At 39.1% G+C, this 20,645-nt stretch carries 15 protein-coding genes and 1 rRNA gene; 14 read left to right on the top strand and 2 right to left on the bottom strand.

Annotation, left to right across the window (positions count from 1 at the left end; translation table 11 throughout):
- Window positions 1-36 precede the first annotated feature (36 nt).
- Window positions 37-759: a YebC/PmpR family DNA-binding transcriptional regulator gene (locus tag ID741_RS02765; protein ID WP_218326967.1), complete on the top strand. Its 723-nt coding sequence runs from the start codon at window positions 37-39 to the stop codon at window positions 757-759.
- Window positions 760-851: 92 nt separating this feature from the next.
- Here ID741_RS02765 and ID741_RS02760 read toward each other — a convergent pair whose 3' ends face one another.
- Window positions 852-2,264: a L,D-transpeptidase family protein gene (locus ID741_RS02760; protein WP_438718969.1), complete on the bottom strand. Its 1,413-nt coding sequence runs from the start codon at window positions 2,262-2,264 to the stop codon at window positions 852-854.
- Between the two features lie 143 nt (window positions 2,265-2,407).
- Window positions 2,408-3,388 (bottom strand): L-lactate dehydrogenase, encoded by a 981-nt coding sequence (locus ID741_RS02755; RefSeq protein ID WP_218326965.1) that lies wholly within the window; start codon window positions 3,386-3,388, stop codon window positions 2,408-2,410.
- 305 nt (window positions 3,389-3,693) lie between these two features.
- Between ID741_RS02755 and pth the strand changes: the two genes are divergently transcribed.
- From pth to ID741_RS02690, 13 genes are all read left to right on the top strand, one after another.
- The gene (gene pth, locus ID741_RS02750; RefSeq protein ID WP_438718968.1) at window positions 3,694-4,251 is read left to right on the top strand and encodes an aminoacyl-tRNA hydrolase; all 558 of its coding nucleotides are present in this window, start codon (window positions 3,694-3,696) and stop codon (window positions 4,249-4,251) included.
- 12 nt (window positions 4,252-4,263) lie between these two features.
- Complete coding sequence (mfd, locus tag ID741_RS02745; RefSeq protein WP_438718967.1) at window positions 4,264-7,776, top strand: transcription-repair coupling factor; 3,513 nt, start codon at window positions 4,264-4,266, stop codon at window positions 7,774-7,776.
- A gap of 39 nt (window positions 7,777-7,815) precedes the next feature.
- Window positions 7,816-9,366, top strand: coding sequence for a putative polysaccharide biosynthesis protein (locus ID741_RS02740; RefSeq protein ID WP_438720437.1), 1,551 nt, complete (start codon window positions 7,816-7,818; stop codon window positions 9,364-9,366).
- An 8-nt stretch (window positions 9,367-9,374) separates the two neighbouring features.
- Complete coding sequence (locus tag ID741_RS02735; RefSeq protein ID WP_438718966.1) at window positions 9,375-9,644, top strand: RNA-binding S4 domain-containing protein; 270 nt, start codon at window positions 9,375-9,377, stop codon at window positions 9,642-9,644.
- Between the two features lie 75 nt (window positions 9,645-9,719).
- Window positions 9,720-10,121, top strand: coding sequence for an FtsB family cell division protein (locus tag ID741_RS02730; RefSeq protein WP_438718964.1), 402 nt, complete (start codon window positions 9,720-9,722; stop codon window positions 10,119-10,121).
- Window positions 10,122-10,193: 72 nt separating this feature from the next.
- Window positions 10,194-10,667, top strand: coding sequence for a S1 domain-containing RNA-binding protein (locus ID741_RS02725; RefSeq protein WP_218326960.1), 474 nt, complete (start codon window positions 10,194-10,196; stop codon window positions 10,665-10,667).
- 57 nt (window positions 10,668-10,724) lie between these two features.
- The gene (gene tilS / locus ID741_RS02720) at window positions 10,725-12,050 is read left to right on the top strand and encodes a tRNA lysidine(34) synthetase TilS (RefSeq protein WP_438718963.1); all 1,326 of its coding nucleotides are present in this window, start codon (window positions 10,725-10,727) and stop codon (window positions 12,048-12,050) included.
- Window positions 12,051-12,075: 25 nt separating this feature from the next.
- On the top strand, window positions 12,076-12,621 hold the full coding sequence (gene hpt, locus ID741_RS02715; protein ID WP_218326958.1) for a hypoxanthine phosphoribosyltransferase: 546 nt from the start codon (window positions 12,076-12,078) through the stop codon (window positions 12,619-12,621).
- Window positions 12,622-12,706: 85 nt separating this feature from the next.
- Window positions 12,707-14,755 carry an ATP-dependent zinc metalloprotease FtsH gene (gene ftsH / locus ID741_RS02710; protein WP_218326957.1) on the top strand — a complete coding sequence of 683 codons (2,049 nt, stop codon included), beginning with the start codon at window positions 12,707-12,709 and terminating at the stop codon, window positions 14,753-14,755.
- 134 nt (window positions 14,756-14,889) lie between these two features.
- Complete coding sequence (hslO, locus tag ID741_RS02705) at window positions 14,890-15,777, top strand: Hsp33 family molecular chaperone HslO (RefSeq protein WP_218326956.1); 888 nt, start codon at window positions 14,890-14,892, stop codon at window positions 15,775-15,777.
- A gap of 8 nt (window positions 15,778-15,785) precedes the next feature.
- On the top strand, window positions 15,786-16,784 hold the full coding sequence (dusB, locus tag ID741_RS02700) for a tRNA dihydrouridine synthase DusB (RefSeq protein WP_438720436.1): 999 nt from the start codon (window positions 15,786-15,788) through the stop codon (window positions 16,782-16,784).
- Window positions 16,785-16,907: 123 nt separating this feature from the next.
- Entirely contained in the window at window positions 16,908-18,371 is a 1,464-nt protein-coding gene (lysS, locus tag ID741_RS02695) for a lysine--tRNA ligase (protein ID WP_438720435.1), read from the top strand.
- Window positions 18,372-18,868: 497 nt separating this feature from the next.
- A 16S ribosomal RNA gene (locus tag ID741_RS02690) occupies window positions 18,869-20,428 on the top strand.
- Window positions 20,429-20,645 lie beyond the last annotated feature (217 nt).

Below are 20,645 nucleotides of genomic sequence, written 5' to 3'. Positions count from 1 at the left end.
CAATTATTAAGATGAATAATTTAGGAGGAATGAAGTATGTCAGGACATAGCAAATGGCACAATATTCAAGGGCGAAAAAATGCACAAGATGCCAAAAGAGGGAAGATTTTCCAAAAAATATCGCGAGAAATTTATATGGCTGCCAAAGCTGGTGGTCCTGATCCGTCCGATAATCCCTCATTAAGATTGGTAATGGATAAAGCTAAAGCGGCGAATATGCCAAACGATAATGTTAATCGTGCAATAAAAAAAGCTTCTTCTGCTGGCGATAATGAAAATTATGACGAAATTACTTATGAAGGTTATGGACCTGGAGGTGTAGCCGTCTTAGTTCACACTTTGACAGATAATCGTAATCGGACCGGAACCAATGTACGAGTAGCTTTCACCAGAAATGGTGGCAATTTAGGTGAAACGGGTTCGGTTAGTTATATGTTTGATCGAAAAGGATATATTGTGATTGAGCGTGAGGGACTAGCTATTGATGAAGATCAAATGTTTGAAGATGTGTTAGAAGCTGGTGGGGAAGATTTGGAAGTATCGCCAGAGGTTTTTGAAATTTATACAACACCTGAAGACTTTACGACTGTGCGCGATCAGTTGGAAGCTGACGGTTTAACTTTGGCACAAGCAGAATTAACAATGGTGCCGCAAACGACAGTTGCTTTAGAAACTGCGCAAAAAGAAAAACTCGAACAATTAATTGATAAACTGGAAGATGACGATGATGTGTCAGAGGTCTTTACTTCAGCAGAATAAATAAGGCAAAAGGGATTGGTCGTTGATCAGTCCTTTTATTGTGTTTTGCAGCAATAAAAAACGCCTAGTCACAATGGACTAAGCGTTTATTTTTAAAAGACTAAGACTGGTACACCGACAGAAACCATCCCGAATAATTGGCTCATTACACCTGGTGGGGTATTAATACAACCGTGAGATCCGTAAGTTAACCAACGGCTACCACCGTAAGCACTTTGCCAGTCTGAATCGTGAATACCAACACCGGTCCAATCAATTGGCATCCAATAACTTACTGGGCTGGCATATTTACTGCCATCATCATTTGTGCCTCGTAGAGTTGTATTGGTTTCCATGCTCCAAATATAATTTACACCTGCAGGAGTTGGTGTGGTTGGTTTTCCGCTGACAATATCAGTTTCAAGTTTTAATTCACCATTTTGATAGAACCACATGTGCTGATTTTCTAAATCGACTTCAACATAAGTGTTGTCAATTAATTTATGATCAGCGGTTGTCGAACCATTTGTTTTTGGTGAACGAGTGAAGCTTTCGCCTGCTAAAATTTGATCAGTTAAAGCAGTTACTTCTGCTTCTGTATCAATCGTCCAACCGTAAGTTCCAGCCGGGACTTCTACTTCGCCACGTCTAGTGCTAGTAAATTTAGTTGGGTTCGTACTAGTGTTATATTTGTTGCCTAATTCTGTGACATAGTTTGTGACTTGTTCTTGATCCAATGTTGCGTTACCAGCTTCATCAGTAGTTAACCAACTTTTAATTGATTCTGACGGTATCTGAATCGATTCTCCATTGATGCTGTAAGTTGCTTTGACATTAGCAATTTTATCAATGCTAGATAAAGTATTCTTTAACTTAGTTGAATTGCTAGTAACAGCTGGCTTGGTATAGTAATTTGAAAAATCAATAGTTGATTTTCCAGATTCAACGGCACTTTCGAAAGCTTTGGCAGCCTTATCTACATCGATCTGGGTTCCTTGTTTTTCGGCAACAATTTCAAAGTCACCACTATCGTTTTGATTGATGGTTGCATCAGTCGAGGGTGTGCGGCTTTCATTCGTTGCTTGTATATCATTTCTAACTACTGCAGCAACGGCATTTAATTGATCAGAATCTACTGTTGTATTTTCTAGATCAGTGGTACTAGCCGCTGAAACCAATTGAGTGCCCCATGAAAATGGATTTTGTTCTGATTTAATATTTTGCAAATCAGAAGTATAATCAGATTTCCAACCAACATCGTCACGGTTAATTTCTTTCCAATTTTTACCATCAATTTTGATCATGAAAGCTGTATCAGAAAGTTCTTTTTCTAATTTTTGATTGGCTTCGTCAACAGTTAAATTGCTGATATCAACGCCACTAGCTTCAGTATTAGGTAAAAATCTTTGACTATAATGGACGCTGCGAATGGAGTAACCACCAACAATCACAACGGCTACTAAACCTAATCCAATGATTAGTCCTTTTTTGCCTCTTGAATTTTTTCTTTTTTCTGCTCGGCTCATTAGAAATAACTCCTTATTCTAAAAAGATATGTACGCAATTTACTATAACATATTGATATGAAAAAGCGAGCCATCTGTCTGAATTAAATGTAAAATTTAAAAAAACTGTTGAGAATTTTCTCAACAGTTTCTAATAGCTTCATTTATTTACTTTCATTTTCTAAATCAGCGAAAGCTTTATCCATGATTTCTTTTAATTGTTTTGCCGAAGCATCCATTTTTTCTTGTTCAGAATCAGTTAATGGTACATCAATGATATTTTGGATTCCTTTGGCGTTAACAACAGCGGGAGCTCCGATAAAGATATCATTTTGTCCATATTGCCCTTCTAAATAAACAGACAATGGGAAAACTGCATTTTCATCATTTAAGATAGCGCGAGTAATTCTTGCCAAAGCTACGGCGATTCCATAAAAAGTTGCGCCTTTTTTCTCGATAATTTCGTAAGCTGCATCTCGAACACCAAAGAATAGGTTGACTAATTCTTCTTCATTAACTTCTGGATTGTCTTTAATCCATTCGTAAATTTGCAAGCCGGCAACATTTGCGTGTGACCAAACTGGGAATTCTGAATCACCATGTTCACCTAAAATGTAAGCATGGACGTTACGTGCATCCACGTCGACTAATTCAGCAATGGCTTGACGGAAACGAGCAGTATCTAATGAAGTACCAGAACCGATTACGCGTTCTTTAGGAAAACCTGAGAATTTCCAAGTGGCATAAGTTAAAATGTCGACTGGATTTGCGGCAACTAAGAAGATACCGTCAAAACCTGAAGCAACAATTTGTTCTACAATACCTTTGTTGATCCGTAAATTTTTGTTTACTAAATCCAAACGAGTTTCACCTGGTTTTTGTGGCGCGCCAGCTGTGATGACAACTAAATCGGCATCATGGGCATCAGCATAACTTGCTGAATATATTTTTTTAGGAGAAGTAAAAGCTAATGCATGTGATAAATCAATAGCATCTCCTTCTGTGCGGTTTTTATCAATATCAATAATGCCAATTTCTTGTGCGATGTTTTGGTTGACTAAAGCAAACGCATAACTTGACCCGACAGCGCCATCCCCTACTAAGATCACTTTTTGATGTGCTTTTTTAACTGTGTTGGCAGTCATTTAGACCAATCCCTTCAAATAAACTTTTCACTGGTGTGATAATAACACTAGTTTATGAAATTTGTCACGTAATAACACATCAATTAGTACAGTTTTTTTTGCTGTTTCATAAGAAACCGTTTTAGTATCGATTAAAAGGGATAGAAGAATTATAAAGTTTTTGGAAAATCTAGTAAAAAAAACCTATTTTAGCAGGAGCGTTTACCGTCAAAAAGTGGCAGTTTGTGCTATAATGAACCAGTAGACTGGATAATCATTTTGATTATCCAGCCTTTTGTCATGTTTAAGATAGTGAGGAAAAATAAATGAAAATGATTGTTGGATTAGGAAATCCTGGTAGGAAATATGAAAATACCAAACACAATGTGGGTTTTATGGTGGTAGATGAATTAGCTAAATCTCATGGTGCAACTTTTAAAAAGAATACTTTTAAAGCAGAAGTAGCTGACTTTTTTATTAATGGTGAAAAGATTTTATTGGTGAAGCCGCAAACCTTTATGAATGAATCTGGTCGTGCGGTGGGACCGTTGATGACGTACTTTGGTGTTTATCCAGAAGAGTTGGTGGTTGTATCAGATGACTTGGATTTGGCTTTAGGAAAATTACGCTTGCGTCAAAAAGGTAGTGCCGGTGGACATAATGGTTTAAAAAGTATAATTTCTCATTTAGGGACATCTGTTTTTGATCGAGTGAAAATTGGAATTGGACGGTCGAATAATAAGACAGTTGTCAATCATGTATTAAGCTCTTTTAATAATGAAGAAACAGCTATTATCACTGATACAGTTATGCGGGCTAAAGAAGCAATTGAAGATTACATAGAGACTGACGACTTCGTCCAAACGATGAATCGTTTTAACTAGGAGAGTCCTTTTATGAATATAGTAGAATTTATTAATCAAAGTTCTTTGGTTAAAGAGTGGCAACAACAATTAGCCGCAAAAGCCAAACGTCAATTAGTCACTGGATTGTCTGGTTCAGCTAAAGCTTTAGTAATGGCAGGAAGTTTTCAAACTTTCCAAAATCAAATAATAATTGTTGTGCCTAACTTGTATTACAGCGGTCAATTGGCGGAAGAATTACGCCAATTGACTGAGGATGTTCATGTTTTCCCAGTGGATGAAGTGTTGTCAGCTGAGATGGCTTTTGCTTCACCAGAAGCTCGAAGTGAAAGGGTGGCAACCCTAACGGCATTAAGTCAGCAAGAAAAGGGTATTTATATTGTGCCAGCTGCTGCCTTGCGGAAATATTTACCCACCCCAGAAACTTGGCAAGCTAGCCAGCTTAAATGGGAAATTGGTAGTGAAATTGACTTAGAAAATTTACCGCAAAAATTGGTTTTAATGGGTTACGAACGTCAAAGTATGGTTGGAAAACCCGGTGAATTCAGTATGCGGGGAAGTATTATTGATATTTACCCGTTAACTACCGAATACCCTGTTCGTGTTGAGTTATTTGATGTGGAAATAGATTCCTTGAGATATTTTGAAGCTGATACACAACGTTCAGTGGAGAATTTACAAGAAGTCTTGATTGCACCGACAACGGAATTGGTTTTTTCAGATGAAGATTTGAAGCAAGGCGCTGAAAAAGTTAATCAGTTGTTATCGAACCGCTTAGTAGTTACGAAAGATCAAAATGATAAGGATTTTTTAAGTGATTATTATGGTCAACTGATCGCTAGCTGGCAAGACGGGATTCCAACAGAAAATGCACGTTTCTATACTGACCTATTATATAGTAAGAAAAATTCATTATTGGACTATTTTAATTCAGAAAGTTTCCTTTATGTGGATGATTATACCCGCTTATTGGAAACCAATCGTGAAATCGAACGAGAAGAAGCTGAATGGCAAACCCAAAAAATTGCTGAATTGCGTGTGTTTTCAGAACAAGTTTTTGGTGAGAATTTACTTGATTTATTAAAGCAAACAAACTTGACGACCACTTTCTTCTCACTCTTTCAAAAAGGAATGGGCAATCTGCGTTTTGAAGGATTGCATCATTTTCAATATCGTTCGATGCAACAGTTTTTTGGACAAATGCACTTACTAAAAACTGAGGTAGACCGTTGGCAAAAACAAGGCCAAACGGTAATTTTCTATGTTTCCGATGATGAACGTAAAGAAAAATTAACCCAAGAATTTCATGATGTTGAAATCAAAGCCCTTCAAACGACACCAGATGATTTGTTAGTTGAACAGACTCAAATCATGCAAGGAACTGTTTTAAGTGGTTTTGAATTACCTCAAGAAAAACTGGTGGTCGTAACAGAAAGAGAAATTTTCCAAAAGGTAACAAAAAAACGGGCACGCCGTCAGACGATTTCTAATGCAGAGCGTTTGAAAAGTTATAATGAGTTAAAAGCCGGAGATTTTGTTGTTCATGCTAATCATGGGATTGGTAAGTATATCGGTATGGAGACAATTGAAATCGATGGCGTTCACCAAGATTACATGACGATTCTTTACCAAAAAGATGATAAATTGTTTATTCCAGTTACTCAGTTAAACTTGATCCAAAAATATGTTTCTTCTGAAGCAAAACCGCCAAAAGTTAATAAACTTGGTGGCAGTGAATGGGGCAAAACCAAAAGTAAGGTTTCTGCTCGAATTGAAGATATTGCCGATGATTTAATCGAATTGTATGCCAAACGTGAGGCTGAAGTTGGCTATGCTTTTGGTCCAGATGATGAATATCAAAAGGAATTCGAAGATGCTTTTCCTTATACCGAAACCGATGACCAATTACGCTCTAGTGCCGAAATTAAGCACGACATGGAGAAGAAACGACCAATGGATCGCTTGTTAGTAGGAGATGTCGGCTTTGGTAAAACTGAGGTGGCCTTGCGGGGAGCATTTAAAGCCATCAAAGAAAATAAACAGGTAGCCTTTTTAGTGCCCACAACGATTTTGGCGCAGCAACATTATGAAACCATGCTGGAACGTTTTGAGAATTTCCCAGTGAATGTTGCTGTATTAAGTCGGTTCCGCACAAAAAAACAACAAAATGAAACGATTGAAAAACTACGCACAGGTCAAATTGATATTGTGGTTGGTACCCATCGTTTGTTGTCACAAGATATCCAGTTTGCCGATTTAGGCTTACTAATCGTCGATGAGGAGCAACGTTTTGGTGTAAAACATAAAGAACGTTTAAAACAATTACGCTCTCAAGTCGATGTTTTAACTTTAACAGCTACGCCAATTCCCCGAACTTTGCATATGTCTATGCTAGGTGTGAGAGATTTATCTGTCATTGAAACGCCACCAGAAAATCGTTATCCGATCCAAACATATGTAATGGAATTTAACCCGGGGGCGATTCGAGAAGCGATTGAACGGGAGTTGGCACGTGGTGGTCAAGTATTCTATCTATATAATCGGGTGGAAACAATTGAACGAAAAGTCGAAGAGCTGCAAATGTTGGTTCCTGATGCCAGAATTAGTTTTGCCCATGGACAGATGACGGAAGTTCAGTTAGAAAATACCTTGCTTGATTTTATCGATGGCCAATATGATATTTTGGTGACGACGACGATTATTGAAACGGGTGTGGATATCCCTAATGTGAATACCTTGTTTGTTGAAAACGCCGACTATATGGGCTTATCTACTTTGTATCAATTACGTGGTCGTGTAGGACGGAGTAATCGAGTAGCTTATGCTTACTTCATGTATGAACAGCAAAAAGTCTTAAATGAAGTCAGTGAAAAACGACTACAAGCGATTAAAGACTTTACTGAGTTGGGCTCTGGTTTTAAAATCGCCATGCGGGATTTATCGATTCGTGGCGCTGGGAATTTATTAGGCGCACAACAGCATGGATTTATTGATGCCGTTGGTTTTGATATGTATTCACAAATGCTCAGTGAAGCAGTCAGTCGTAAACAAGGAAAAAATGTTCAAATTGAAAAGACTTCAGTTGAAATTAATTTGGGCATTGATGCGTATATTCCTGGTGACTATATTGAAGACGAACGACAAAAAATTGAAATCTACAAACGGATTCGTGAATTGGAAAGTAGCGATATGCTAAATGAAGTAGAAGAAGATATGATTGATCGTTTTGGAGATTATCCTGATGAGGTCGCCCACTTATTGACAATTGGTCAAATTAAGATGGACGGCGACCGGGCACTGGTGGAAAGTATCGTGAAAAATGACAATCAGATTCGGATTGCTTTGAGTAAAGCAGGTACCAAAGCTTATCAAGTTGAACAAATTTTTGAGGCTCTCTCGGCGACAAAATTAAAAGCGACTCTGGGCGTTGAAAAAGAGCAGATGGTCATTAAATTAAGTATTGATAAAAATATGGATCAAGCTGTCTGGTTACGGGAAATTGGCTTGTTTATCGCAGCTTTACGAGAACAAAAGTACAAAGAGTAGGTGGTGGTCGCCTTGGTGAATAAAGACATGAAAAATATGATGCAAGGCGCCTTTATTTTGACGTTAGCATCTTTTGTCGCCAAGATTTTAAGTGCAATTTATCGCGTACCGTACCAAAACTTAGCAGGGGATGTAGGCTTTTATGTGTATCAACAAGTCTATCCAATTTATGGTTTGGCGATGACACTAGCCTTATCTGGTTTGCCTCAATTTATTTCGAAATATGTCGCCGAAAGAAACAGCATAAAGGATGAAGCAACTGCTTTAAAAGAATTATTTCCGATTATAAGTAGTCTAGGGATTTTTTTATGGACGATGGTCTTTTTTACGAGTCCCATGTTGGCAAGCCTAATGGGTGATCAACAATTAACGCCTTTGATTCAAGTGGTTTCATTTACTTTTCTATTAATGCCTTATTTGTCCATTACTCGTGGCGGTTTTCAAGGACGTTTGCAGATGGTACCAACAGCCATTTCTCAAGTGGTGGAACAAATCGTTCGGGTCAGTATTATTTTAGCTGCTGCTTGGTGTTTTCAAAAATATGCTTGGGATGTTTATCAGACCGGTGTTTTTGCAATGTCGGGAGCAGTTTTTGGCGGTATTTGTGGTTGTTTGATTTTAGCTTATTATCAAAGAAAATTAAATAGTCATGCGATTGGCTTTAAAAAAGCTGCGGCACCTTGGCAGTTAATAAAACGAATGACGATTGAAGGGGGATTAATGACTGTTTACAGTGGATTTTTAATCTTGTTTCAATTGATTGATTCTTTCACTGTTAAAAAAGCTTTGGTTGATCACGGTTTAACCGACTATGCTGCACAAGTTGCTAAAGGAATTTATGATCGCGGTCAGCCCTTGGTTCAATTAGGTTTAGTAGTCGCTTTAGCCTTAAGTGCTAGTTTTTTACCCTTATTAACAAAGTACTTATCTGGTGAGGAAAAAAATAAATTTAAACAAACCAGTGGTACTTTTCTACGGTTGACTTGTGGGATTGCAGCAGCAGCCTCGCTAGGCTTAGCGTTACTTTTGCCTTATGTGAATTACACATTGTTTAAAGATTATCGTGGCAATTTAACTTTAGTGATATTTGTCTTTGCCATTTTTTTTATGGCGATGATTCAAGCTTATCAAAGTATTGCCCAAGCCCAAAATTCTTATAGCAGCTCCTTTCAAGCGGCAGGAATTGGCTTAGTGATTAAATTATTAACGACTATTTGGCTGACTAAACTTTGGGGAAATGCAGGTGCTAGTTTGGCTACCTTATTAGGTTTATTGGCAGCACTGCTATTTTTGCAGAAAAAATCAGCTTTAGGTAATTTGAAGTACTTAAATCAGCAAGGCTTTTTGCGGCATCTGATTTATTGCTTATTACTAATGGCAGCTAGCCTATTTGGCTATTATGGTGTTTTACAAATATTATTTGGGCAAGTTGAATCACGGCTAGCCACCTTAATTATTTGCTTAATTGGTGTGATGCTCGGTGGAGGGACTTTTGTTTTTGCAGCGATTCGGTTACACTTGTTGAGTATTCGTGAATGGTTAATGTTGCCATTTGGTAAAAAAATATTGCGATTACGTTTAAGAAAGTAGGAAATTACATGCGTTTAGATAAATTTTTAAAAATTTCGAGAATTATTAAAAGGCGTTCTGTTGCAAAGGAAGTAGCAGACAAAGGTCGAATCTATGTAAATGGAAAACTAGCTAAGTCTTCTAGTGATGTTAAAGTTGATGATACGATTAAAATTCAATTTGGAAATAAAGTGTTAGAGGTAGCTGTGGAAGCGTTACACGAATCAACTAAAAAAGAAGATGCCGCGAAAATGTATCGCATTATTAGCGAAACACGTAGAGAAGATAACGAGAATTAGTCAACGAATGACATAGACAATGAACTTTAATGTTGTTATAATAGTTGAGAAAATTAATCGAAAGGGAGTCGTTATATGGCAGAAGAAAAGAAAAAACTTGCCACGATTAGTAATCCCTACGCAAAAAAACAATTTCAAAAGTTTCAAAAAGAACACCGTCAATTAATTTTTAAACGGCGACGTTTAGCTGTTTTCTTTGCGGTTGCTGCGGTTATTTTTATTGTGATGGGTGTTCAGATTTTTAGTGAGCGCCAAAAATTGAGTGAATTACAAGATATCAAAGTAACTACCCAGGCAGAGTCAGTTAAATTAGATGATAAAGTTGAAACATTACAACAAGAAGTCGCTTTATTAAAAAATGACGATTATGTTGCGAAATTGGCCCGTAGTCGTTACTACTACTCAAAAGATGGTGAATTGATTTTTGTTTTACCAGAAGAATCGACTGATAGTTCAAGTAACAGCTCAGCAAAATAAAACAAAAGTCTGAAACTGCAATGTTGCAGTGAATAATAAATTGGGAAATAAAGTAGGAGGAACAATCTTTTTATGTCAATCGAAGTAGGAGCAAAACTACAAGGGAAAGTATCTGGCATCACTAATTTTGGTGCATTTATTGATTTAGGTGAAGGGAAAACTGGGTTAGTCCATATTAGCGAAATCTCAAATGGTTTTGTTAAAGATATTCACGATGTATTAACTGTTGGTGATGAAGTGACGGTCAAAGTGACCTCAGTTGGTGATGACGGAAAAGTCGGTTTATCAATTCGCAAAGCGGAAGATCAACCAGAAAGACCGCAACCTGAGAAAAAAACTTTCAACCGAGAACGTCGCGATACACGACCTAGCAAACCACAAAATAAAGGTAACTTTTCAAAAGGCAATAACAAAGATTTTGGCAACAAAAAAGAAGACTTCGATACATTAATGAGTTCCTTTTTGAAAGACAGCGATGATCGCTTATTATCATTGCGCCGTAATACAGAAGGAAAACGCGGTGGCCGTGGCGGTCGTCGTAGCTAGTGAATCAATCAAGTCGGGACAAATTTGTCTCGGCTTTTTTTGTAATTGAGGGATATGATGGAAAGAAATTTAAAAAAATTAAACCCAGAATTATTTACAGCTCAAAAAATTTTAGTAGCTGTTTCAACTGGTGTGGATTCGATGGTTTTACTTGATCTATTGGAGAAACTTGCATTGCCAATAGGAGTTGCTCATGTGAATCATCAGTTGCGAGCAGAATCCGAAATAGAAGCAGTATTTTTGGCAAATTATTGTCGCGAAAAAAAACTACCTTTCTATCAAACACTGTGGCAACAACCAGTTGAAAAAGGCATGGAAGCTGGCGCCCGCAAATTTCGCTATCAGTTTTTCGCAGATGTGATGGAAAAAGAGAACTATGATCTTTTAGTGACGGCTCACCATAGTGATGACCAAGCTGAAACCATGTTGATGCGCTTAGTTCGTGGTGGTAGCTTACAAGCTCACGCGGGTATTCAGAGAATTCAACCTTTTACCAAAGGGAGATTATTACGACCTTTACTAAATGAACCTAAAGAATCGTTAATTTCCTATGCGAAAGAAAATCAACTGGTTTATTTTGAAGATGCTAGTAATCAAAGTGAACAATATTTTCGCAATCGGATTCGACAAAAGGTAGTTCCGCTTTTGAAAGCCGAAAACCCACAATTTTTACGCCACATTCAACAGTTCCAGCAACAGTTAAATGATGCTGAAACGGCTCTGAAATGGGGACTAAAAGAAAATTTAAACAACGTTAAAAAAACTGATCAAGGTTGGAATTTTAAGTTATCAGATTTGCCTGAAATAAGTGCTTCACGTTATTATTTTTTGCAATTTTTCTTTCAAATGATTGCCGAAGATACAAATTTACTTATTTCTCAACAACAGTTACAACAAATGCTGGCCTTAATTAACGATGGACCGAGTCAATGGTCGCAAGATTTAGGCGATGATTGGCAGTTTCGTAGAAGTTATCAGCAATTTTCATTGACGCCTAAACAAATGGTTGTGACAGAAAGTTTTCAAATCGGCCTCCACCAAGAAAAAAAGTTGTCAGATGGTACATGTTTTAATTTACGGAAAAAGACGCAAATAAGTGCTGAAAAGGCTAACTTTCAAGTTTTTTTACCAGCAACTACGGCTTTTCCACTAACGATTCGCAAGCGTCAAACCGGCGATCGTATTCAACTAACTAAAGATTTACGAAAAAAGGTTTCACGTTATTTTATTGATCAAAAAATTTCTGTGGATTTACGGGAGAAAGCCTGGTTGGTGGAAGATGCCAATGGAGAAATATTAGCAATTTTACCTTTTGTTAATTCTTGTTTGAGTAATAGTTTGGAAACTGATAAAATACTCTACATACTTGATTATTTTGATTAAGTTTGAGAATGAAAGGAGAACACGCATGCTAGCAAACGATATCGAAAAAGTCTTAGTTTCTAGAGATGATATTTTAAAGCGTTGTGTCGAATTAGGAAAAGAATTAACCACTGAATATGCGGATAAAAACCCTCTGGTAGTTGGCATTTTAAAAGGTGCTGTACCATTTATGGCAGATATCTGCCGGGAGATGGACATTCATATGGAAATGGATTTCATGGATGTTTCAAGTTACGGCAATCAAACGGTTTCTTCTGGCGAGGTGAAAATCGTCAAAGATTTAGATACAAATGTTGAAGGTCGCGACCTTTTAATTGTAGAAGATATTATCGATAGCGGTCGGACTTTAGGTTATTTAGTAGACTTATTTAAATATCGTAAAGCCAAATCGGTAAAAATTGTGACTTTGTTAGATAAACCAGAAGGCCGTGTAGTAGATATTACTGCCGATTTTGTTGGTTTTGATGTACCAAATGAATTCGTTGTCGGCTATGGTTTAGATTACGCTGAGGATTATCGTAATTTACCATATGTTGGAGTTTTAAAACCAGAAGTTTATCAATCAAATTAGTGACAGCTAAGAAAGACTATATGATATACTGTATTGGTCAGGATTGATAAAACAAATTTGAATCAGAACTTCGAGGAGGAACCCTATGAACAAAAATAATAAGGGGGTCAAAAACGCCCTCTATTACATCCTCGTAATCTTGGCAATGGTGATGGTTGTCTATTTCTTATTTGGAGACAATCGCTCATCTTCGTCAGATATCGAGTATTCTACCTTCACAGAACAATTAGAAGATGGAAAAGTAAAAAACTTTACGATCCAACCAGCTGGCGGTGTGTACCGGATTACTGGGGAGTATAAAGAAAGCCAAAAAGTTGAAAACAGCGGCGGTTTAAGTATTATCGGATCAACTGATTCTAATACTACTCGCTTTACAACAATTGCTTTACCAAATGACTCCACTTTAGACCAAATTACTAGTTCAGCCAGTGACCAAAATGTCAAAGCCGATGTAGCTGAAGAATCATCTAGCGGCATGTGGGTGACATTATTAGTCAGCTTCCTACCAATCTTAATCATGATTTTCTTCTTCTACATGATTATGGGTCAACAAGGTGGCGGCGGTGGCGGCAATGGCCGAGTGATGAACTTCGGTAAATCGAAAGCCAAAGAAGCCGATAAAAAAGCCAATCGCGTCCGTTTCTCTGACGTAGCCGGCGCAGAAGAAGAAAAACAAGAACTTGTAGAAGTCGTGGAATTCTTAAAAGATCCCCGTCGTTTCGTTGAATTAGGTGCCCGCATTCCTGCCGGGGTCTTACTAGAAGGACCTCCCGGAACTGGTAAAACTTTATTAGCTAAAGCAGTTGCTGGTGAAGCAGGCGTACCATTTTATTCAATCTCTGGTTCTGACTTTGTGGAAATGTTCGTTGGGGTCGGTGCCAGTCGAGTACGTGACTTATTTGAAACTGCGAAGAAAAATGCACCAGCGATTATCTTTATCGATGAAATCGATGCAGTTGGTCGTCAACGAGGCGCTGGTATGGGTGGCGGACACGATGAACGTGAACAAACCTTGAACCAATTGCTAGTTGAAATGGATGGTTTTGGTGGCAACGAAGGTGTCATCGTTATTGCTGCAACGAACCGTTCAGACGTATTGGATCCAGCCTTACTTCGTCCAGGACGTTTTGACCGTCAAATCTTAGTTGGTCGTCCAGATGTTAAAGGTCGGGAAGCCATTTTACGTGTCCATTCTCGTAACAAACCTTTAGCAGACGATGTTGATTTGAAAGTCGTTGCCCAACAAACACCAGGTTTTGCCGGTGCGGATTTGGAAAATGTCTTAAATGAAGCGGCTTTAGTAGCTGCACGTCGTAACAAGAAAAAAATTGATGCTTCTGATGTAGATGAAGCGGAAGATCGCGTAATCGCTGGACCAGCGAAGAAAGATCGTGTGATTAGTGAACGTGAACGCAAAATGGTGGCTTACCATGAAGCCGGTCATACCATCATTGGGATGGTGTTAAACCGTGCCCGTGTCGTTCATAAAGTAACAATTATTCCACGTGGTCGCGCTGGTGGTTACATGATTGCTTTACCAAAAGAAGATCAAATGTTAATGACTAAAGATGACATGTTTGAACAAATCGTTGGTTTACTTGGTGGTCGGACAGCTGAAGAAATCATCTTCAACGTACAATCAACAGGTGCTTCTAATGACTTTGAACAAGCAACTGGTTTAGCCCGCAGCATGGTGACTGAATACGGAATGAGTGATAAACTTGGTCCAGTTCAATACGAAGGCAATCATCAAGTCTTTGTTGGCCGTGATTATGGACAAACTAAAGCTTATTCAGAACAAGTTGCTTTTGAAATTGATGAAGAAGTTCGTAAGATCTTGATGGATGCTCATGATAAAGCACATGAAATCATCGAATCTCATCGCGAACAACATGCTTTAATTGCAGAAATGCTATTGAAGTACGAAACATTAGATGCCAAAGCAATCAAATCATTGTTTGAAGATGGCAAGATGCCTGAAAACGACAGCTTATATCCAAGTGAGAAAGCTGACGCAACAACTTTTGAAGAAGCTAAACGCGCCTTGGAACAAAAGGATGCTGAAAAACAAGCTTCTGATGAAAAACCAGCAGGCCCAATTGAACCAGATGATACTAGTGATGATCAACAATAATTAAAATGAGGCGGAGGAAATTTTCCTTCGTCTTTTTTTGTACTTCTATTAAGAAAGAAGTTCGTCAGTTGAAAAAAATGGCGACACCTAGTAAGATGAATGGCGAATCTTGTTTACATACAAAGGAGAATATAATGACAGATTATTTAGTAAAAGCTTTAGCATATAATGGCTATGTGAGAGCTTATGCAGTGGATGCAACTTCGACTGTAGCAGAAGCTCAACGCCGTCACGATACTTGGAATACCTCTTCAGCCGCACTGGGACGAACGATGGTAGGTGCGTTAATGTTAGGTGCAACGTTAAAAGGAGACGATAAATTAACCGTTAAAGTGCAAGGTGATGGTCCAGCGGGTCAGATTGTGGTGGATAGTAACGGCCAAGGTGATGTAAAAGGTTATATCGATAACCCCCATATTAGTTTGCCATTGAATGAAGCTGGTAAGATTGATGTTCGTGGGGCAGTAGGAACGCAAGGATTCTTCACTGTCATTAAAGATTTGGGCTTAAAAGATCCTTTTTCTGGTCAAGTACCGATTGTCTCTGGTGAAATTGGCGAAGACTTTACTTATTATTTAGCCGTCTCTGAACAAACGCCATCTGCTGTCGGTGTTTCTGTATTAGTTGATACCGATGACACGATTAAAACTGCTGGCGGTTTTATGATTCAAATGATGCCGGGAGTGACAGATGAAGTCATCGACACAATTGAAGCCCGTTTAAATGAAACAGCGCGGATTTCTAATTTGCTGGATGAAGGTCAAACACCCGAAGAAATTTTACAAAATTTATTAGCAACCGATGACATTAATTTCTTGGAAAAAATGCCTGTTCAATTCAAATGTGATTCTTCCAAAGAAAAATTTGCGAAGGCGATCATTACTTTAGGAGCCGATGAAATTCAAGCGATGATTGATGAAGATCATGGTGCGGAAGCCGTTTGCCGTTTTTGTGGCGACAAATATGAATATAGCGAAGCTGATCTAGAAGTCTTGAAACAAGCAGCACTGGGGGAAGCGTAGTGAAACCGTTGAGTGGTACATGGAAAATCGGTAACGTAGAGATTCCTAATCGGGTCGTAGTGGCACCGATGGCTGGAATTACTAATGCAGCGTTTCGAGTGACTGTCAAAGAATTTGGTGCTGGTCTAGTGGTGATGGAGATGATTAGTGACCAAGGAATTCACTTTAGAAATAAAAAAACGTTAGAGATGTTACACATTGATGAACGAGAACATCCTTTAAGTGTTCAAATTTTTGGCGGTAGTAAGGATTCTTTGGTAGAGGCAGCGGAATTTGTTCAAGCCAATACGAAAGCTGACATGATCGATATTAATATGGGCTGTCCCGTCAATAAAGTAATTAAAGCTGAAGCTGGTGCTAAATGGTTATTAGATTCCGATAAAGTCTATGAAATGGTAGAAGCTGTCTCTCAGGCAGTGGATATTCCAGTGACGGTCAAGATGCGGATTGGTTGGGATGATCAACACGTTTTTGCAGTTGAGAATGCCTTGGCAGCAGAAAAAGCCGGTGCTTCCGCTATTGCAATGCATGGCCGTACCCGTGTACAAATGTATGAAGGGAAAGCCAATTGGGAAATTTTAAAAGAAGTTGCCAACGAGATTTCCATTCCATTCATGGGAAATGGCGATATAAAAACTCCCGAAGATGCCAAACGAATGATTGAAGAAGTTGGTGTTGATGCTGTAATGATTGGGCGAGCAGCACTAGGCAATCCTTGGATGATTCATCGCACCCAACATTATCTGGAAACAGGTGAATTAATCGCTGAACCAACACCAAGAGAAAAAATCGAAACAGCAAAACTACATTTAGAACGGTTAATCAATTTAAAAGGTGAAAAAATCGCTTGTCGTGAGTTTCGTCAGCATGCTAGCTATTATTTAAAAGGCATTTCTCGAGCTGCTAAAGTCAAAGCGGAAATTAATAAAACGGAAGACCGCCAAGTGATGCTGGATTTACTAGATAATTTTGCTGATGTTAGTGAAGCACGATTAAAAATTGGCTAAATCACCAATCAAGGGTAAGAGAATCTCTCTTACGCCTTGATTTTTTTTAAATTGATTGGCATTATAGGAAAGAACAACTATTTTTAAGGAGGAATATCCGTGGCTGAGGAACATACAACTGAAATGAACGACCAAATGTTAGTGCGCCGTGAAAAAATGGAAAACTTGCAAGCAGAAGGCATCGATCCATTTGGTAAACGTTTTGAACGCACAGCAAACTCAAAAGAATTACACGAAAAATATGATAAAGATACCAAAGAAGAATTAAAAGAAATGCAATTAACAGCAACTGTTGCTGGACGCATGATGACCAAACGGGGTAAAGGGAAAGTGGGCTTTGCTCATTTACAAGACCGTGAAGGCCAAATTCAAATTTATGTCCGTAAAGATGAAGTTGGCGAAGAACCCTATGCTATTTTTAAAAAAGGCGATCTAGGTGATTTCTTCGGTGTGACTGGTGAAATTATGAAAACTGATACCGGTGAAGTTTCTATTAAAGCCCAAGAAATCACACTATTAACAAAGGCTTTACGTCCATTACCAGAAAAATATCATGGTCTAACCAATGTCGAACAACGCTATCGCCAACGCTATTTAGACTTGATTTCAAACCGTGAAAGCTTTGACCGCTTTACAAAACGCAGTCAAATAATTAGTCAAATCCGCCGTTATTTGGATGGTTTAGGTTATATTGAAGTCGAAACACCTGTATTACACAATGAAGCTGGTGGTGCGACTGCTCGTCCATTTATTACTCATCACAATGCTTTGGATATTGATTTATATCTGCGTATTGCTTTGGAACTACATTTGAAACGGTTAATCGTTGGTGGTATGGAAAAAGTTTATGAAATTGGTCGGGTCTTCCGAAATGAAGGTTTAGATACAACACACAATCCTGAATTTACTATGATGGAAGTTTATACTGCTTATTTCGATTATTTAGATGTTATGAATTTAACAGAAGGCATCATTCGTGATGTCGCAGTAAATGTCTTGGGAGAAACTACGATCAGTTATGATGGTGCTTCTATTGATTTGGGTTCAGAATTTAAACGAATCCATATGGTAGATGCAATAAAAGAACAAACTGGTGTTGATTTTTGGCCAGAAATGTCGATTGAAGAAGCTCGTGAACTAGCTAAAGCCCACGATGTAGAAATCAATAATAACATGGCAGTCGGCCACATTATCAATGAATTCTTTGAAACTTTTGTTGAAGAAACTTTGGAACAACCGACCTTTATTTTTGGGCATCCAGTAGAAGTGTCGCCGCTTGCAAAGAAAAATGCGGAAGATGGGCGTTTTACTGATCGATTTGAATTATTTATTGTTGGTCGCGAATTCGCCAATGCCTTTACTGAATTAAATGATCCAATTGACCAAAGACAACGTTTTGAAGAACAAGAAAAAGAAAAAGAACAGGGAAATGATGAAGCCCATGGTGTGGATGAAGATTTCTTAGAAGCTTTAGAATATGGTATGCCGCCAACCGGTGGATTAGGAATTGGGATTGATCGTTTAGTAATGTTGTTAACTGATGTCCAATCAATCCGTGATGTATTACTTTTCCCAACCATGCGCTAGAAAAAAACACGTTCGAATTTTCTCTAAAAAAGAAAATTCGGGCTTTTTTTTATGTTTTTCCGAACGATTTATCGAACTTTTTTATTAGTAATCGCATCTAAAAAAATATCAAAAAAAGTATAGATTTTGATTGACCCTAAGGCATTATGTTGGTATATTATCTTATGTCTTAAAAAGAGCGCGAGTCGCTCAAAAAAAGTTTAAAAAACTTGTTGACAGACGGCTGTAAATCAGCTATTCTAACAAAGTCGCATTGAAGCAATTCAAAAAAATCTTAAAAAATATTTCAAAAAAGTGTTTGACTTTAATTTTGAAATCTGATAAGATATAAAAGTTGCTGATGCAACAGAAATAGACCTTTGAAAACTGAACGAATAAGACGAACCAAATGTGTAGGGCGTTCCTATTTATAGGAACAAACAATACAAAGCAAGCAATATGCTAGCAACAAGTCAATTAATACAATTGAGCTAACAGTCGCAAGACTGTGCAAACTTTTTAATGAGAGTTTGATCCTGGCTCAGGACGAACGCTGGCGGCGTGCCTAATACATGCAAGTCGAACGCTTTTTCTTTCACCGGAGCTTGCTCCACCGAAAGAAAAGGAGTGGCGAACGGGTGAGTAACACGTGGGTAACCTACCCTCCAGCGGGGGATAACACTTGGAAACAGGTGCTAATACCGCATAACAGAGAAAACCGCCTGGTTTTCTTTTGAAAGGCGCAATTGCGTCACTGGAGGATGGACCCGCGGTGCATTAGCTAGTTGGTGAGGTAACGGCTCACCAAGGCAACGATGCATAGCCGACCTGAGAGGGTGATCGGCCACATTGGGACTGAGACACGGCCCAAACTCCTACGGGAGGCAGCAGTAGGGAATCTTCGGCAATGGACGAAAGTCTGACCGAGCAACGCCGCGTGAGTGAAGAAGGTTTTCGGATCGTAAAACTCTGTTGTCAGAGAAGAATAAGGATAAGAGTGGAAAGTTTATCCCTTGACGGTATCTGACCAGAAAGCCACGGCTAACTACGTGCCAGCAGCCGCGGTAATACGTAGGTGGCAAGCGTTGTCCGGATTTATTGGGCGTAAAGCGAGCGCAGGCGGTCTCTTAAGTCTGATGTGAAAGCCCCCGGCTCAACCGGGGAGGGTCATTGGAAACTGGGAGACTTGAGTGCAGAAGAGGAGAGTGGAATTCCATGTGTAGCGGTGAAATGCGTAGATATATGGAGGAACACCAGTGGCGAAGGCGGCTCTCTGGTCTGTAACTGACGCTGAGGCTCGAAAGCGTGGGGAGCAAACAGGATTAGATACCCTGGTAGTCCACGCCGTAAACGATGAGTGCTAAGTGTTGGAGGGTTTCCGCCCTTCAGTGCTGCAGCTAACGCATTAAGCACTCCGCCTGGGGAGTACGACCGCAAGGTTGAAACTCAAAGGAATTGACGGGGGCCCGCACAAGCGGTGGAGCATGTGGTTTAATTCGAAGCAACGCGAAGAACCTTACCAGGTCTTGACATCCTTTGACCACTCTAGAGATAGAGCTTCCCCTTCGGGGGCAAAGTGACAGGTGGTGCATGGTTGTCGTCAGCTCGTGTCGTGAGATGTTGGGTTAAGTCCCGCAACGAGCGCAACCCTTATTGTTAGTTGCCATCATTTAGTTGGGCACTCTAGCGAGACTGCCGGTGACAAACCGGAGGAAGGTGGGGATGACGTCAAATCATCATGCCCCTTATGACCTGGGCTACACACGTGCTACAATGGGAAGTACAACGAGTCGCGAAGTCGCAAGGCTAAGCTAATCTCTTAAAGCTTCTCTCAGTTCGGATTGTAGGCTGCAACTCGCCTACATGAAGCCGGAATCGCTAGTAATCGCGGATCAGCACGCCGCGGTGAATACGTTCCCGGGCCTTGTACACACCGCCCGTCACACCACGAGAGTTTGTAACACCCGAAGTCGGTGAGGTAACCTTTATGGAGCCAGCCGCCTAAGGTGGGATAGATGATTGGGGTGAAGTCGTAACAAGGTAGCCGTATCGGAAGGTGCGGCTGGATCACCTCCTTTCTAAGGAAAATTACGGAGACTACACAAGTTTATCTTTATTCGTTCAGTTTTGAGAGGTCTACTCTCAAATCGTTCATTGAAAACTGGATACAAAAAACAAACCAAAAATTTTTAAAACAAACCGAGAACACCGCGTTGAATGAGTTTTTTAATAGTTCAATTGCTTATTTTTTATTTATTGGAACTCTATCGCTAGAGGGAAGATAAAGACCCAACC

Origin of the sequence: Enterococcus sp. AZ103 (assembly GCF_051714685.1) — a bacterium.
Classification (GTDB): Bacteria; Bacillota; Bacilli; order Lactobacillales; family Enterococcaceae; genus Enterococcus_A; species Enterococcus_A alishanensis.
This window is presented reverse-complemented; position numbering and strand designations above follow the sequence as displayed.

What these genes read in the sequence shown, in the direction of transcription:
- ID741_RS02765 (WP_218326967.1), top strand. Translation starts at nt 37, where the DNA reads ATGTCAGGACATAGCAAATGGCACAATATTCAAGGGCGAAAAAATGCA.
- ID741_RS02760 (WP_438718969.1), bottom strand. Translation starts at nt 2,264, where the DNA reads ATGAGCCGAGCAGAAAAAAGAAAAAATTCAAGAGGCAAAAAAGGACTA.
- ID741_RS02755 (WP_218326965.1), bottom strand. Translation starts at nt 3,388, where the DNA reads ATGACTGCCAACACAGTTAAAAAAGCACATCAAAAAGTGATCTTAGTA.
- pth (WP_438718968.1), top strand. Translation starts at nt 3,694, where the DNA reads ATGAAAATGATTGTTGGATTAGGAAATCCTGGTAGGAAATATGAAAAT.
- mfd (WP_438718967.1), top strand. Translation starts at nt 4,264, where the DNA reads ATGAATATAGTAGAATTTATTAATCAAAGTTCTTTGGTTAAAGAGTGG.
- ID741_RS02740 (WP_438720437.1), top strand. Translation starts at nt 7,816, where the DNA reads ATGCAAGGCGCCTTTATTTTGACGTTAGCATCTTTTGTCGCCAAGATT.
- ID741_RS02735 (WP_438718966.1), top strand. Translation starts at nt 9,375, where the DNA reads ATGCGTTTAGATAAATTTTTAAAAATTTCGAGAATTATTAAAAGGCGT.
- ID741_RS02730 (WP_438718964.1), top strand. Translation starts at nt 9,720, where the DNA reads ATGGCAGAAGAAAAGAAAAAACTTGCCACGATTAGTAATCCCTACGCA.
- ID741_RS02725 (WP_218326960.1), top strand. Translation starts at nt 10,194, where the DNA reads ATGTCAATCGAAGTAGGAGCAAAACTACAAGGGAAAGTATCTGGCATC.
- tilS (WP_438718963.1), top strand. Translation starts at nt 10,725, where the DNA reads ATGGAAAGAAATTTAAAAAAATTAAACCCAGAATTATTTACAGCTCAA.
- hpt (WP_218326958.1), top strand. Translation starts at nt 12,076, where the DNA reads ATGCTAGCAAACGATATCGAAAAAGTCTTAGTTTCTAGAGATGATATT.
- ftsH (WP_218326957.1), top strand. Translation starts at nt 12,707, where the DNA reads ATGAACAAAAATAATAAGGGGGTCAAAAACGCCCTCTATTACATCCTC.
- hslO (WP_218326956.1), top strand. Translation starts at nt 14,890, where the DNA reads ATGACAGATTATTTAGTAAAAGCTTTAGCATATAATGGCTATGTGAGA.
- lysS (WP_438720435.1), top strand. Translation starts at nt 16,908, where the DNA reads ATGAACGACCAAATGTTAGTGCGCCGTGAAAAAATGGAAAACTTGCAA.